Origin of the sequence: Croceicoccus naphthovorans (genome assembly GCF_001028705.1) — a bacterium.
Lineage (GTDB): Bacteria > Pseudomonadota > Alphaproteobacteria > Sphingomonadales > Sphingomonadaceae > Croceicoccus > Croceicoccus naphthovorans.
On record NZ_CP011770.1, the window covers coordinates 1,301,586 to 1,315,743 of the forward strand.

Below are 14,158 nucleotides of genomic sequence, written 5' to 3' on the forward strand. Positions count from 1 at the left end.
CGGTTCCGGCGCAACCCGGAATTGTCAGCGATGGACGTGCACGTAATCCAGCCGCCGCATCGCCTCCATCATTGGGCCTTCATAGCGTTCCGGTGCGGGTTCGACGTTCATCGCCCAAGCCATGACGTGGACGTCGTCTTCTTCCAGCAGAGCCTCGAACCAGTCGCACTGGGCTTCGTCCCATATGGCATGATGCTTGTCGAAAAAGCCACCGATCATGAAGTCGGCTTCCCGCGTGCCGCGATGCCATGCGCGGAATTTCAATCGGCCAAGACGTGCGCTATCCACCATGCGGGCCGGTTACCCCCGTGGACCGGCGGGCGCAAGGCGCTAAAGGAAAGGGATGCGGCCCGAAATCCTCAACCCCCTGTTCGCCGAAGCGGAAAGCCTGAAAGGCGTCGGCCCAAAGCTGGAAAAGCCGCTCGACAAGCTGGGCCTGAGCCGGGTCAAGGACTTTGCCTATCACTTGCCCGAACGGTTTATCGACCGGCGCGTGATCGCGAACCTGGACGATGCGGTCGTGGGCGAGAACGTGATCGTGCCGCTGACGCCCACGCAATATCGCGCCAGCCGGACGGGGCGGGGGCCGTTCAACGTGCTGGCCACCGACGAGATCGGCAATGTCGTTTCGCTGACCTACTTCGGGCGCGCTTCGTACAGCGCGAAAAAGCAGTTGCCGCTGAATGAAAGGCGTTGGGTGGCAGGGCGGCTCGACCAATACGGCGACATGCTTCAGATCGTGCATCCCGATCATGTTTCGGATGAGGGCGGGCCGGGCCAAAATGGAGTGGGTCTGGGCGCGACTTGCGAGCCGGTTTACGGATTGAGTGAGGGACTGACGCAAGGCCGTTTGCAGGCGCTGGTGGATCAGGCGCTGGGCGAACTGCCTGACCTGCCCGAATGGATAGAGCCGGGGCAGCTTGACCGCCAGCAATGGCCAGCGTGGCGCGATGCCCTGGTTCTGGCGCATCAGGGGCAGCACAAGGCGGCGCGGGACCGATTGGCCTATGACGAACTGTTTGCTTCGGCGCTGGCCCTGATGCTGGTGAAAGCCGATAATCGCCGTCGCAAGGGCGTGCCTTTATGCGGCGATGGAGCCTTGCGCGAAAAGTTGCGCCTGCCGTTCGAACTTACCGGAGCGCAGAAACGGTCCGTGGCCGAGATCGAGGGCGACATGGCCCAGCAACACCCGATGCTCCGCCTGCTGCAAGGCGACGTCGGCAGCGGCAAGACGGCGGTAGCGCTGCACGCGATGCTGATCGCGGCTGAGGGCGGGGCGCAATCGGCGCTGCTGGCCCCGACCGAAATACTTGCACGGCAGCATTTCGAGACGCTGAGCGAAATGGCGCGCGGGACCGGGATCGAAATCGCGATCCTGACCGGGCGGGATAAGGGCCGGGCGCGAGAATCGATCCTGATGGGCTTGCTGGACGGCAGCATCGACGTGCTGATCGGTACCCATGCGATCTTTCAGGACAGCGTGAATTACCGCAATCTTGGCCTTGTCGTGATCGATGAGCAGCACCGCTTCGGCGTCGGGCAGCGGCTGTTGTTGCAACAGAAGGCCAAAGGCACCGCGCATTGCCTTGCCATGACCGCCACACCGATCCCGCGCACGCTGACCCTTGCGCAATACGGCGAGATGGAGGTGTCGAAGCTGGACGAGATGCCGCCGGGGCGGCAACCGATCGACACGCGCGTCGTCGCGGTGGAGCGGATGGATGATGTGGTCGGCGGGCTGCATCGCCATGTGGCGGAGGGGAAGCAGGCATACTGGGTCTGCCCGATGGTGCGTGAGCATGAGACCGAGGACATCGCCGCCGCCGAGGAGCGGTTCGATACCTTGTGTGCGGCGCTGGGCGATGCGGCGGTTACCTTGGTCCATGGCCAGCTTCCGGCCGAGGTCAAGGACGCCAACATGGCGCGCTTCGCCAGCGGCGAGGTCGCGGTGCTGGTCGCGACCACGGTGATCGAGGTCGGCGTCAATGTACCCAACGCTTCGCTGATGGTGATCGAGCAGGCCGAACGATTCGGCTTGGCCCAATTGCACCAGTTGCGCGGGCGTGTGGGGCGCGGGGCGGAGAAGTCGGTTTGCCTGTTGTTGCGCGGCGGTGCGCTGTCGGAAACAGGGCGCGAAAGGCTGGCCCTGATGCGTGAAACGCAGGACGGATTTCGCCTGGCCGAAGAGGACCTGCGCCTACGCGGCGGCGGCGAAATCCTTGGTACGCGGCAATCGGGCGAACAGAGTTTCATTGTCGCCACGCCCGAGCAGATCAGCGAATTACTGGAGGCGGCGCACGACGACGCACGGCTATTGATGGATCGTGACGGTGGCCTGACCGGCGCGCGGGGCGAGGCGGCTCGGATCGCGCTCTATCTGTTCGAGCGCGATTATGGCGTGCAGCTATTGCGCGGGGGTTAGCCCGCTTCGCTTCGAACGACGCTCAGCGCCATATCCGGCGTCAAATCCAGAACCGCATCGGCTTGCGCGGCCTTCACGCGGTCGCGTGTGCAGGGTTCGGCGGCTTTTTCGGCATCCGGCGCCACGCGGGTCAGCGGGCCGGGAGCGATCTGCGGCAATGGGCGGGTTTCCATCCGGGCTCGGATTGCCGGGCTATCGGCGTCGGTTGGCAGTTCCACTTCTGACGTTGCCAGCCGCATAGACGCGGCGCGGCGGGTTCGGGAATCCGAACGATATAGCGAGAAGATCAGCGCAAGGCCCAGCACCGAGGCCAGAACCGTAGCGATCAGCGGAATGGCGGGCAGGACGGTCTTCACCGCCATGATCGACAGGGCAATGCCTGCCGTGGCCAGTATGATCCGGGCTGAACCTGCTTCCTTCATCGCGATCTCCCATGCCCGGACTACGGGCAGCAGACCTGCGGAAATAGCGAGATAGGTGTTGCGAAAGGCTTCCCGATCAGCGTTGCGCAAACGTTAACACCGCGGAAGGCATGTCCGTCAGCCTTATTGCGCGGCCACGCCCTGACGGCAGTCGGTTTCCTCGATGATGCGCACGAACTTTTCACGCCACCAGTGGACGTCCTCGTTCTTGACGCCTTCCAGCAACGCGGCGTGGCGCTGCTTGCGTTCGGTAAGCGGCATTGTCAGCGCCTTGTGCAGGGCATCGGCCACTTCCTCGGGCGCGTAGGGGTTTACCAGCAGCGCTTCCTGCATCTGCGCGGCGGCCCCGGCAAAGCGCGAAAGGACCAGCACGCCGGGATCGTCCGGGTCCTGCGCCGCGACGTATTCCTTGGCCACAAGGTTCATGCCATCGCGCAAGGGCGTTACCAGTCCGACCCGCGCGGCACGGTAGAGAGCGGTCAGTTCATCCCGGTTATAGCCGCGATTGACATAGCGGATCGGTGTCCAGTCCACTTCGGCAAAGGCGCCGTTGATCCGGCCCGACATGGCGTTCAGGTGATCGCGCACGTGCTGGTAATGCTCGACCTCTCCGCGCGAAGGCGGGGCGACCTGGATCAGCACCACGGCACGGTGCGATTCCGGGTGCTTTTGCAGGTAATGTTCGTAGCTGTTGAGCCGCTCTTCCAACCCCTTCGAGTAATCCAGCCGGTCCACGCCGACGATCATCGAAAGCTGGCGCAGTGAAACCTTTACCCGTTCGGACAGGGCCTGCGCCGCATCGGTTTTCGATGCTTGTAGGAAGTTTTCGAAGTCGATCCCGATCGGGCAGACCACCGCGCGCAGGGTCTTGCCCTCGAACGACACGTATTCGCCGTCGATCGTGCCGCCCAGCTCGTTCTGGCAATAGTGCAGGAAGCTTTCCAGCCACTCCGCCGTCTGGAACCCCAGCACGTCATAATCGAACATCGTGCGCACCAGCCGCTCGTGATAGGGCAGCGAGACCAGCAGGCGCGTCGGCGGCCACGGCGTGTGCAGAAAGAACCCGATCTTGTTTCGGATGCCGTGTTCGCGCAGCTGGGACGCGATGGGGATCAGGTGGTAATCGTTGATCCAGACCGTATCGCCGGGTTCGATCATGACATGCAGCGGTTCGGCAAACCGCTTGTTCACCCGTTCGTACCCGCTGCCGAAGCTGCGGTTATATTTGGCCAGATCGATGCGATAATGAAACAGCGGCCAGAGCGTGCGATTGGCGAAGCCGTTGTAGTACTCCTCAACATCCTGCGGTTCCAGATCGACCACCGCAGAGCGTACGCCGGAGATTTCCTCGAAACTGACCGATCCGGTGAACTTGTCGACCTCTCGCCCCGACCAGCCGAACCATAGCCCGCCGGATTCGCGCAAGGCCGCCTGAAGCGCGACGGCAAGTCCGCCCTGCGCACCGTCGGGCGTGGGCATCGATACCCGGTTCGATACGACGATCAGGCGTCCCACGGGCGCACTCCCTGTATCAGATGCGAACCACGCATCATTCAGCCGCCTCCCGCTGTTCCACGATACGATCGAGCCAGTCGTTGACCGCTTCGGGGCCGGGCAGATGGTAGCTGGCCTTCGTGTCTCGTTTGGCGCCGACCAGCACGCCGTAGCCGCCATCGTCGCGTGCCTGAACGAACCCGTCTTCATCCGTGACATCGTCGCCAAGGAAGATCGGGCGATAGCCGGCGAAAGGTGCCTGCCGCATCAGTTCGGCCAGCGCGGTCCCCTTGTGCACGCCGGGAACGCGCAATTCGATCATGGCGTGGCCATGTTGCAGGTGCAGCCCTTCGGCATGGCTTTTCGCCAAAGAGATACAGGCCGCGCCGTGATCGGGGGCCAGTCGGAAATGCAGGCCAGCGCCAAGCGGTTTGTCCTCGAAAATCACCCCGTCGCGGCTCGTGGCAAAATCGATGAACGCCTGTTTGGCGAGGTCGAGCGCGTCTGGCCGAGGCATCGCTCGCGTCGCTTCGCCCGAAAGCCGCCATTCCGCCCCGTGACTGCCCGCGCAAGCGATGGTCGGCAGGCCGAAACCGTCGAGCACAGAAATCGCACGCCCGCTGATCAGCGCCAGCCGGCCGGCGAACATCGCGTTCAATCGCAGCAACCGATCTTTCAGCGCCTCGCTCACGACCACCGCGTCTGGCGTCTGGGCAAGGTCCACCAGCGTGCCGTCGAAATCGAGGAACAGGGCATCGCGCGAAGGATCGGGCGACGGGGGATGCGGCAGGGTCATCATTGCAATTCACCTATGTGCGCCGGGGGCGGGCCCGGTCAACCTGTTCTTCGCCAATGCAGCATGACAGGGCCGCCAGATTGCGCCCATTTTGCGGTGCATTGGTGACCGCTTCGCGTTGATTGCCGGTGTAACCAGTGGCAAACATGCGCGCATGTCGGCAACTGCTGCCACTCCCACCCCCTCTCCCCGAAAAAGGCCGGGATCGAACCGCCGTGCGGCGGGTTCAGGAATGGGGCGTCGCATTGGCCCGTCGTGGCCCGAACTCCAGCATTAAGGCGAGGGACATTGAGCAATACCAAGAGCAAGCCGCAGACCGCAAAGGCGCAGGCTTCGAAGTCTCAGATCGATATTCTGGTCCACCATATCCGGGAATCCGAACTTCCGGGTGACGAACCCTTGCCCAAGGGAAGACGCGGAGAGATCGCCGGGTTCCTGATCGAGGCCGCGGAAAAGCGCAGCGGCGGCAAAGCGACCATCGTCATCGCCTCTGCGCCCGAGGGACGGCGCGGCACGCGGATCGCGATCATCAACGACGACATGCCGTTCCTGGTCGATTCCATCGCCTCTACGCTCGGCGAATTCGGGCTTGTGGCCGATACGCTGGTCCACCCGATCGTTCCGGTTCAGCGCGACAAGGATGGCACGCTGGTCTCGATTGGCAAGGAGCGCGAAGGCGGCGACTGCGAGTCGATGATCTATGTCGAGGCGCGCCGCGTCGATGGCGCGCATCGCAAGCAGATCGAGCAGGCGTTGCAGGCTACGCTGGCCGACGTGCGCGCCGCGGTAGAGGACTGGCCCGAACTGATCGCCACCATGCTGCGCGATTCCCGCGTGATCACCGATCCCGAAGGCAGCGCGCTACTGGACTGGTTCGCGGGCGGCATGTTGACGCAGCTGGGGCATGTGACCCGGATGCGCGATGGCAGCCAAAAGGAAGTCCACGGCATCTGCCGCAAGAGCGCGGAGGCGGTGCTGGCAGACGCATCCTGGGACCGCGCCTTCGCATGGTTCGACGATCGCAAGGGAGAGGCTCTGGACCATGCGCCGCTGGTGGTAAAGGCGAACCAGCTTTCGAAGGTTCACCGCTCGACCCCGCTCGACCTGTTTCTCGTGCCAGTCCTCGAAGATGGCGAGGTCGTCGCCATTTCCGCCCACGCGGGCGTCTGGACCAGCGCGGCCCTTAACACTCCGCCCGAAGACGTGCCGCGCATGCGCCGCGAATTCGGAGAGCTGACCCGGCGCTTGGGCTTCGATCCGAAGGGTCATACCGGCAAGGCCGTGCTGCACGCGATGACCGTGCTGCCGCACGATCTGCTGATAGGCTTGCAGGATCATGCCATCGCACGTCTGGCGACGATGATGTCGGGACTTTACGACATGCCGCGTCCGCGCCTTGCTATGGTCGAGGCGCCGCTGGCCCGGCACTTGTTCGTCTTCGTCTGGCTGCCGCGCGACCTGATGAGTACCGAGACGCGGCTGCGCATCATCGACCTGCTGGAAAGCGATTCTGGGGCGGAAACGCTCGACTGGGCCTTGCAGATAGAGGGCGGCAATCTGGCATTGCTGCGCTTCGTCCTCGACATTCGCAAGGTCGAAGGTTCGCTCGACGAGCAGAAGCTGGACGCGCACTTGCAGACGATGCTGCGCGGCTGGGAAGACGCGGTCGAGCAAGAACTGGCGCAGCATGAAGAGGCGGGGCGCGCTGCGGCATTGGCCGCGCGGTTCGGCAACGCCTTTCCGGTGTCCTATCGCGCGGACTATGGCGCTGCGGAGGCGGCGCTCGACATCATCCGCATGAAAACGCTGGCCGCTCTGCCCGACGACGATCCGTCGCTGCGCCGCGATGCGCGGCTCTATCGGTTGGACAGCGATCCCGAAAACCAGCTGCGGCTGAAGGTCTATCAGTACGAAGGCACCCTGCCGCTGTCCGATGCGGTTCCGGCGTTGGAGAACTTCGGTTTTCGCGTGCTGGCCGAAATCCCGACCCCGCTGGATCAGAGGCGGATCGGCACGGTGCACGACTTCGTGCTGGGGCTGGACGGCGCGGAGGACATTCCGGCGATCCTGAAACGCGCCGCCGATATCGAAGCAGCGATTGCGGTGGTGCTGAACAACCGGGCAGAGAACGACCTGTTCAACCGCCTTGTCGTCGCGACCGGCCTGGGCCGCGGCGATGCCGAATTGCTGCGCGCAATCTATCGCTATTCGCGGCAGGGCGGTCTGGGCTTTACCGTCGCCACTGCCGTTTCCGCCTTTGTCGGCGCGCCCGACATTACACGTGCGCTCATCGCCTTGTTCAATGCGATGCATGATCCGGCGGTCGCGGATCCCGATGCCGCGTCCGAAAAGGCGCGCAAGGCGATCCGCGATGGTTTGGTCAAGGTCAACGCCATCAACGACGACCGGCTGCTGCGGCATTTTCACGCGGTGATAGAGGCGGTGTTGCGCACCAATGCGTTTTCACCCGCCGCGGAAGAAGCGCTGGCCCTGAAGCTGGACAGCGCGGGCGTGCCCGGCTTGCCCAAGCCGCTGCCGTGGCGCGAGATCTTCGTCTATTCGCGCCGCGTCGAAGGCATCCATTTGCGGGCCGGACCGGTGGCGCGCGGGGGCCTGCGCTGGTCCGACCGTCGTGATGATTATCGCACCGAAATTCTCGGCCTGATGAAGGCGCAGCGCGTGAAGAACGCGGTCATCGTGCCGACCGGCGCGAAGGGCGGGTTCTATCCCAAGCAATTGCCCGATCCGTTGAAGGACCGCGACAGCTGGGCCGCAGAGGGCAAGGCCAGCTATGAGGTCTTTATCCGCGCACTGTTGTCCGTCACCGACAACATTGTCGATGGCAAGGTCGTGCACCCGCGGAACGTGCGTATCCTTGACGGCGAAGATCCCTATTTCGTCGTCGCGGCGGACAAGGGCACGGCCAGCTTCTCCGACATCGCCAATGCCATCGCGATGAAGCACGACTTCTGGCTGGGCGATGCCTTCGCCAGTGGCGGTTCGAACGGATACGACCACAAGGCGATGGGCATCACCGCGCGCGGCGCATGGATTTCGGTGCAGCGCCATTTCCTCGAAATGGGCGTCGATGTGCAGAGCGACACCGTCAAGGTCGTCGGCTGCGGGGATATGTCGGGCGACGTTTTCGGCAACGGTATGTTGCTGTCGAAATCGATCAAACTGGTCGCCGCTTTCGATCACCGTCACATCTTTATCGACCCCGATCCCGACCCGGCGAAAAGCTGGAAAGAGCGCGAGCGCATGTTCGCCCTGCCACGATCCAGCTGGGCCGATTACGACGAAAAGCTGATCAGCAAGGGCGGCGGCGTATTTCCGCGCACGATGAAGCGCATCCCCTTGTCGAAACAGGCGCGCGAGGCGCTGGGCGTCGAGGACAAGGAGATGGAACCCGACGCCTTGATTTCGGCGGTGTTGAAGGCCCCGGCGGATTTGCTGTGGTTCGGCGGCATCGGCACTTACGTAAAAGCGACCACGCAGAACCATGTCGAGGTGGGCGATCCCTCCAACGACCTGCTGCGCGTCGATGCGTCTGAATTGCGCGTCAAGGTCATCGGCGAGGGTGCAAACCTTGGCATCACGCAGGCCGGCCGTATCGAATTTGCGCTCGGCGGAGGCCGGATCAACACCGACTTCATCGACAATTCGGCTGGCGTCGATTGCTCGGATAACGAGGTCAACATCAAGATCGCATTGGAGGCCGCGCGAAAGGCGGGGCGGTTGTCGCTGGAACGCCGTAACGATTTCCTGGCCGAGATGACCGACGAGGTCGCAGCGATCGTACTGGAAGACAACCGCTTGCAGACGCTGGCGCTGTCTGTGGCGGAGCAAGGCGGATCGGCGGCCACCGCGTCGCAGATACGCCTGATCGAGCAGCTGGAAGACGGCGGCGACCTCGACCGCAAGACCGAGGGGCTGGCGACGAGCGATGTGTTCACCCGCCGCGCGGCGGAAGGGCACGGGTTGACCCGCCCGGAACTGGCGGTCCTGCTCTCCAGCTCGAAACTGGTGCTGCAACACGCGATCGAGCATCACGACCTGCCCGACGATCCGGCGGTCGAAGGCACGCTAATCGGTTCGTTCCCCGTGGAGATGCAGGACAAATTCCGCAAATATATCGAGGAGCACCGGTTGCGGCGTGAGATAGTGGCGACCGAACTGGCGAACCGCGTGATCAACCGGCTCGGCATCGTGCTGCCGTTTGAGGTTGCGGAAGAAGAGAACGCGCGGCTGTCCGATGTGGCGGCGGCGTTTGTCGCTGCCGATGCGTTATTCGACCTGAAGGCGCTTTGGCAGCGGATCGAAACGGGGGCGATGCCGGAAAAAGCGCGGCTTGCCCTGTTCGATCGGATGGCGGGCGCCGTGCGCGGGCATATCGCCGACCTGCTGAGACTGGACGGAAAAAGTGTCTCTCCGCAGGCGATTCATGCCGAACTGGCGCCTTACGTCGAGGCGCTTTCCAAGGATACCGACCGGCTTTTGGAGCGCGCGGCGCGCACGCATTCGGAGCAATTACGCGAAGATCTGGGCGGCAAGGGTGCACCTGCCAAGGAAACGGCGGCGGTTGTGCACCTTTATCAGCTGGACGGCGCAATCGGACTTGCCCGTCTCGCGGCGGATAGCGGGATCGATGCGCGCACCATCGCCTGCGTCTTCACCGATCTCGGCGCGCGGCTTGGCATCGATTGGGCGCAGCAGACGGCGGCGGTCATGAGCCCGTCGGACCCGTGGGAACGCTTGCTGGTCGCCGGCCTGTCGCGCGATCTGCAGCAGATGCGGTTGGAATTCCTGCGCAAGTTGCTGCGCGGCAAAACCGCCAAGGCAGATCCCAAAGCGGCGGTTGAAAGCTGGGCGGCGAAGAACGATGGCACGATCCAGCAATTCCGTGCGATGGTGGCCCGGGCCGAGAGCGCGGTGCCGGTTTCGCCATCTATGCTGGCGCTGATCGCCGGGCAGGCACGGGGTCTGTTCGGGGCCTGACAGGCCGAAAAAAAGCGGCGCGTACCGGCATTGGTACGCGCCGCTTTTTGGTCCGAAGAACCGGGGCCTATTTGGCCATCGCCTCTGCCGGGGCATCCGATCCTTGCAGGCAGAACGGGCAATTCGCGGCGAAGTGATCGGGCCGGATTTCGGTCAGTATCGGTTCTTCATGCTTCATCCGTTCATCATGCTCATACGGGCTGCGCGGCCAGAAGTTGCAACCGTTGGGCGGGTTCATGGGCGAGGGCGGATCGCCCTGAAGCACGATGCGATGGCGGGTCTTTTCCGAACGCGGATCGGGCGCGGGGATCGCACTCATCAACGCACGCGTATAGATGTGCAGCGGATGGTCGACGATGTCCGACGCTTCGCCCAGTTCGAGGATGCGACCGAGGTACATCACCGCGATCCGGTCCGCTATGTAGCGCACGACGGAAAGATCGTGGCTGATGAAGATCATCGTCAGCCCCATCTCGCGCGTCAGCCGCTTGAGCAGGTTCAGGATCTGCGACTGGATGGAAACGTCCAGCGCCGAAACCGGTTCGTCCGCGATAATCAGCTTTGGTTCTGGCGCAAGGGCACGCGCAATCGCAACACGCTGACGCTGACCGCCCGAGAATTCGTGCGGATAGCGTTTCATCTGCGTCGGGTTCATGCCCACGGTGCGCAGCAGGTCGGCGACGCGGGCGCGCAGGGCATCGCCCTTCACGTCGGGATGCCGCGTGCGGATTGCTTCGGCCAGCGTATCCAGAACCGTCATGCGCGGGTTTAGCGACGCGTAGGGGTCCTGAAAGATCATCTGGAAATTGATGCGTTCCGACCGGATGTCCTTTTCGGACAGCGCGGACAGTTCCTTGCCTTCAAGGAAGATGCGGCCCGAAGTCGGCCGGATCAGTTGCATCACGGTGCGCGAAAGGGTGGACTTGCCGCAGCCGGATTCGCCGACGAGGCCGAGAATCTCGCCTTCCTTCACCGTCAGGGTCACGCCGTCGACGGCCTTGACCACGCCCTTGCTCTCACGGGTCAGCAGGTGCTTGCCCATGTCGAAGTGTGTGTGAACGTCGTCGAGGACGAGAAAATCGCTGCGCGGATTGACCGGAACGGCCGGTTCGACATGCTCGCTCATTGCGCTGCTCCCGCGTCGATCACTTCATCGGGGCTGTCGACCTTGGATAGCACGCTCTCGATCGGGGCCGAGGAATCGCAGAAGCGGCAATCGGCGAAGCAGTGGCCGTCGCCCATGTCGACCAGATCGGGGCGATCGCCCTCAGGCTTGCCGGTCTTGGGATAGGGGCAACGGGGATAGAACGCGCAGCCTTGAATCGGCTTCGACACGTCTGGCGGCAGTCCGGGGATGGTGTAAAGTTCCTCACCCTTGGTCTGCAGCGACGGAATCGTCTTTTGCAAGGACCGGGTATAGGGGTGACGGGCGTTGTAGAACACTTGGTCCGCCGTGCCGCTTTCCATCATGCGGCCGCCGTACATCACATTCACCTTGTCGCAGGTGCCCGCCACGACGCCAAGATCGTGCGTAATCAGGATGACCGCGGTGCCCAGCTCTTCCTGACGGCGCTTGATGATGTCCATAATCTGCGCCTGCACCGTAACGTCGAGCGCGGTGGTCGGTTCGTCCGCGATCAGCAGGTCGGGTTCGGTAATCAGCGCCATCGCAATCATCACGCGCTGACGCATGCCGCCGGAAAATTCGTGCGGATAGTTGTGCACGCGCTTGGCCGCTTCGGGGATGCCCACTTCTTCCAGCGCGGCAATCGCCTTGTTCACCGCCGTCTTCTTGTCGACGTCGTAGTGCAACCGCAGCGCTTCGATGAGCTGGGTACTGATCCGCAGGTATGGGTTCAGCGAGGTCATCGGATCCTGGAAGATCATGCTGATCCGGCGTCCGCGAATCTTGCGCAGTTCCTTCTCGCTCATCCTCAGCAGGTCCTGCCCGTCGAAGATCGCGGTGCCGCCGTCGATCCGGCCCGGAGGTTCGGGGATGAGCCGCATCAACGAATAGCAGGTGACGGACTTGCCCGATCCGGATTCGCCGACGATGCCCAGCGTCTCGCCCTTGTCTAGCGAGAAGGACACGCCGTCGACCGCGCGCACTACGCCATCGCGGGTGTAGAAAGAAGTCCTGAGGTCTTTGACGTCGAGTAGTGCCATGAGGGATCAGTCCTTCGCGCTCTTGGGGTCGAGCGCGTCGCGCAGGCCGTCACCAAGGAAGTTCAGGCAGAAAAGGGTGAGGGCAAAGAAGAACGCCGGGAAGATCAGCAGCCACGGGAAGATTTCCATGTTCTGCTGCCCTTCGTTGATCAGCACGCCCCATGAAGCGTTCGGCGGCTGAACGCCAAGGCCGAGGAACGACAGGAACGCCTCCAGCAACATCACGGCAGGCACGGTCAGCGTCGCGATGACGATGACGGGGCCAAGCACGTTGGGAATAAGATGACGCAGGATGATCCGCTTGTGGCTGTAGCCCAGCGAAACCGCCGCCTCGACGAATTCCTGCTTCTTCAGGCCCATGACGCCGGAACGCACGATACGGGCCATCGAGAGCCATTCGACCGCGCCGATGGCAACGAACATCAGCCACATCGACCGCCCGAAGGCGACCATCAGCAGGATGACGAAGATGGTGAAGGGCAGGGCGTAGAGCAGGTCGACGAAGCGCATCATCGCCGCATCGACGCGTCCGCCCAGATAACCGGCGGTCGCGCCATAGATAACGCCGATGGCAAGGCTGACGACCGTGGCGACAAGGCCGACCATCAACGAGATGCGACCGCCTTCCATCGTGCGGACAAGCAGGTCGCGGCCGAGCGTATCGGTGCCGAACCAATGCTCCGCCGAGGGGCCGGTAGCGCCAAGGAACAGGTCCTGCGTCTGGCTGTCATAGGGCACGAAAACCGGTCCGACGACGCAGAACACCACGATCAACAGGAAGATAATCAGGCTGACGACCGCTAGCGTGTTTTTCTTCAGCCGCGACCACGCGTCTTTCCAGAGCGAGGAGCCCTGGACCAGTTCTTCTTCCGCGATTTCCGATGCGGAGTTTACCGGCGGAGGTGCGGCTTCGTTGCCGAGTACAGCGGTTTCGGAATGATCAGTCATACTTCAGCCGTGGGTTGAGCGCGACCTGCGCAATGTCGACCAGCAGGTTCATCAGGACGATGAGCGCCGCGAAAAGAACGGTAAGGCCAAGGATCAGAAAATCGTCGCGGTTAAGCGCGCCCTTCACGAACCATTGGCCAAGGCCGGGAACCTGAAAGATCGTTTCGACCACGAAGGATCCCGAAATGATGCCCGCCAGAGCAGGACCGAGGAAAGTGATAACCGGAATCAGTCCGCCCTTCAGGCAATGCTTCCACACGATCGTGCTTTCCGCCACGCCCTTGGCGCGGGCGGTGCGGACCCAGTCCTGATTGAGCATTTCCAGCATCCCGCCGCGCGTCAGGCGCGCGAAATAGGCGGCGTAGTAGAGGCCCAGCGTTGCCGAGGGCAGGATGACGAATTCGGGGCCGAACCACCCGGCCACCGGCAGGATCGCGAAGATCAGGCCGAAGACCAGCGCCAGCAACGGGCCCATGACGAAGGTGGGAAGGCAGATGCCCGCCATCGCCGTGGACATCGGCACATAGTCCAGCCACGTGTTCTTCTTCACCGCCGCAAGAATACCCGCCGGAACCCCCAGCAGGATCGCGATGGCCAGCGAGATCGAACCGAGCTTCAGCGAGACGGGAAAGCTTTCCGCGATGATGGCGGTGACAGAACGGTTGGCGTAAACCGCGCTAGGCCCGAAATCTCCGCGCAGCAGATTGCCGAGCGAGGACAGAAACCGTTCCCAGGTCGGCTTGTCGTATCCGTAGAACGCCTCGATCTGGGCGAGGATTTCGGGCCGGATGGCGCGTTCGGTGCTGAACGGACTGCCCGGCGTTGCCGCCACAAGGAAGAACGTTACGGCGTAGATTCCCAGCAGGACGAGAATGCCCTGCAGGAACCGGAGCGTTATGAATTTTGCCATGG

General features: G+C 63.1%; 10 protein-coding genes. 2 read left to right on the top strand and 8 right to left on the bottom strand.

The features are described 5' to 3' along the window. Positions 1-24: 24 nt before the first annotated feature. Positions 25-291, bottom strand: a complete 267-nt coding sequence (locus AB433_RS06590) for an FAD assembly factor SdhE (RefSeq protein ID WP_047820408.1) — start codon at positions 289-291, stop codon at positions 25-27. Between the two features lie 52 nt (positions 292-343). Here AB433_RS06590 and recG point away from each other — a divergent pair, with 52 nt between their 5' ends. Next, on the top strand, positions 344-2,422 hold the full coding sequence (gene recG / locus AB433_RS06595) for an ATP-dependent DNA helicase RecG (protein ID WP_047820409.1): 2,079 nt from the start codon (positions 344-346) through the stop codon (positions 2,420-2,422). Here recG and AB433_RS06600 read toward each other — a convergent pair. Genes AB433_RS06600 through otsB form a run of 3 tightly spaced genes read right to left on the bottom strand, consistent with a single transcriptional unit; the run spans position 2,419 to position 5,137 of the window. After that, positions 2,419-2,934 (bottom strand): hypothetical protein, encoded by a 516-nt coding sequence (locus tag AB433_RS06600; protein ID WP_047820410.1) that lies wholly within the window; start codon positions 2,932-2,934, stop codon positions 2,419-2,421. The genes recG and AB433_RS06600 overlap by 4 nt on opposite strands. A 33-nt stretch (positions 2,935-2,967) precedes the next feature. Next, positions 2,968-4,359, bottom strand: coding sequence for an alpha,alpha-trehalose-phosphate synthase (UDP-forming) (locus tag AB433_RS06605; RefSeq protein ID WP_047820411.1), 1,392 nt, complete (start codon positions 4,357-4,359; stop codon positions 2,968-2,970). A gap of 34 nt (positions 4,360-4,393) precedes the next feature. After that, positions 4,394-5,137: a trehalose-phosphatase gene (otsB, locus tag AB433_RS06610; protein WP_047820412.1), complete on the bottom strand. Its 744-nt coding sequence runs from the start codon at positions 5,135-5,137 to the stop codon at positions 4,394-4,396. Positions 5,138-5,422: 285 nt separating this feature from the next. Here otsB and AB433_RS06615 point away from each other — a divergent pair, with 285 nt between their 5' ends. Beyond that, the gene (locus AB433_RS06615; RefSeq protein ID WP_156170705.1) at positions 5,423-10,132 is read left to right on the top strand and encodes an NAD-glutamate dehydrogenase domain-containing protein; all 4,710 of its coding nucleotides are present in this window, start codon (positions 5,423-5,425) and stop codon (positions 10,130-10,132) included. A 67-nt stretch (positions 10,133-10,199) separates the two neighbouring features. Here the strand turns inward: AB433_RS06615 and AB433_RS06620 are convergent, their stop codons facing one another. The 4 genes from AB433_RS06620 to AB433_RS06635 are packed head-to-tail and all read right to left on the bottom strand — an operon-like array spanning position 10,200 to position 14,156. Beyond that, on the bottom strand, positions 10,200-11,258 hold the full coding sequence (locus AB433_RS06620) for an ABC transporter ATP-binding protein (protein WP_047820414.1): 1,059 nt from the start codon (positions 11,256-11,258) through the stop codon (positions 10,200-10,202). Further along, positions 11,255-12,298, bottom strand: a complete 1,044-nt coding sequence (locus AB433_RS06625; RefSeq protein ID WP_047820415.1) for an ABC transporter ATP-binding protein — start codon at positions 12,296-12,298, stop codon at positions 11,255-11,257. Before AB433_RS06625 ends, AB433_RS06620 begins: the two co-directional genes overlap by 4 nt. A 6-nt stretch (positions 12,299-12,304) precedes the next feature. After that, a complete protein-coding gene (locus AB433_RS06630) occupies positions 12,305-13,246 on the bottom strand; it encodes an ABC transporter permease (RefSeq protein ID WP_082134817.1) in 942 nt (313 codons plus the stop codon). Next, a complete protein-coding gene (locus AB433_RS06635; protein ID WP_047820416.1) occupies positions 13,239-14,156 on the bottom strand; it encodes an ABC transporter permease in 918 nt (305 codons plus the stop codon). The genes AB433_RS06630 and AB433_RS06635 overlap by 8 nt, the downstream gene beginning before the upstream one ends. Between the last annotated feature and the right edge of the window lie 2 nt (positions 14,157-14,158).

Excerpts from the sequence above, each read along its gene's own strand:
- AB433_RS06590 (WP_047820408.1), bottom strand. The coding sequence starts at position 291 with ATGGTGGATAGCGCACGTCTTGGCCGATTGAAATTCCGCGCATGGCAT.
- recG (WP_047820409.1), top strand. The coding sequence starts at position 344 with ATGCGGCCCGAAATCCTCAACCCCCTGTTCGCCGAAGCGGAAAGCCTG.
- otsB (WP_047820412.1), bottom strand. The coding sequence starts at position 5,137 with ATGATGACCCTGCCGCATCCCCCGTCGCCCGATCCTTCGCGCGATGCC.
- AB433_RS06620 (WP_047820414.1), bottom strand. The coding sequence starts at position 11,258 with ATGAGCGAGCATGTCGAACCGGCCGTTCCGGTCAATCCGCGCAGCGAT.
- AB433_RS06625 (WP_047820415.1), bottom strand. The coding sequence starts at position 12,298 with ATGGCACTACTCGACGTCAAAGACCTCAGGACTTCTTTCTACACCCGC.
- AB433_RS06630 (WP_082134817.1), bottom strand. The coding sequence starts at position 13,246 with ATGACTGATCATTCCGAAACCGCTGTACTCGGCAACGAAGCCGCACCT.
- AB433_RS06635 (WP_047820416.1), bottom strand. The coding sequence starts at position 14,156 with ATGGCAAAATTCATAACGCTCCGGTTCCTGCAGGGCATTCTCGTCCTG.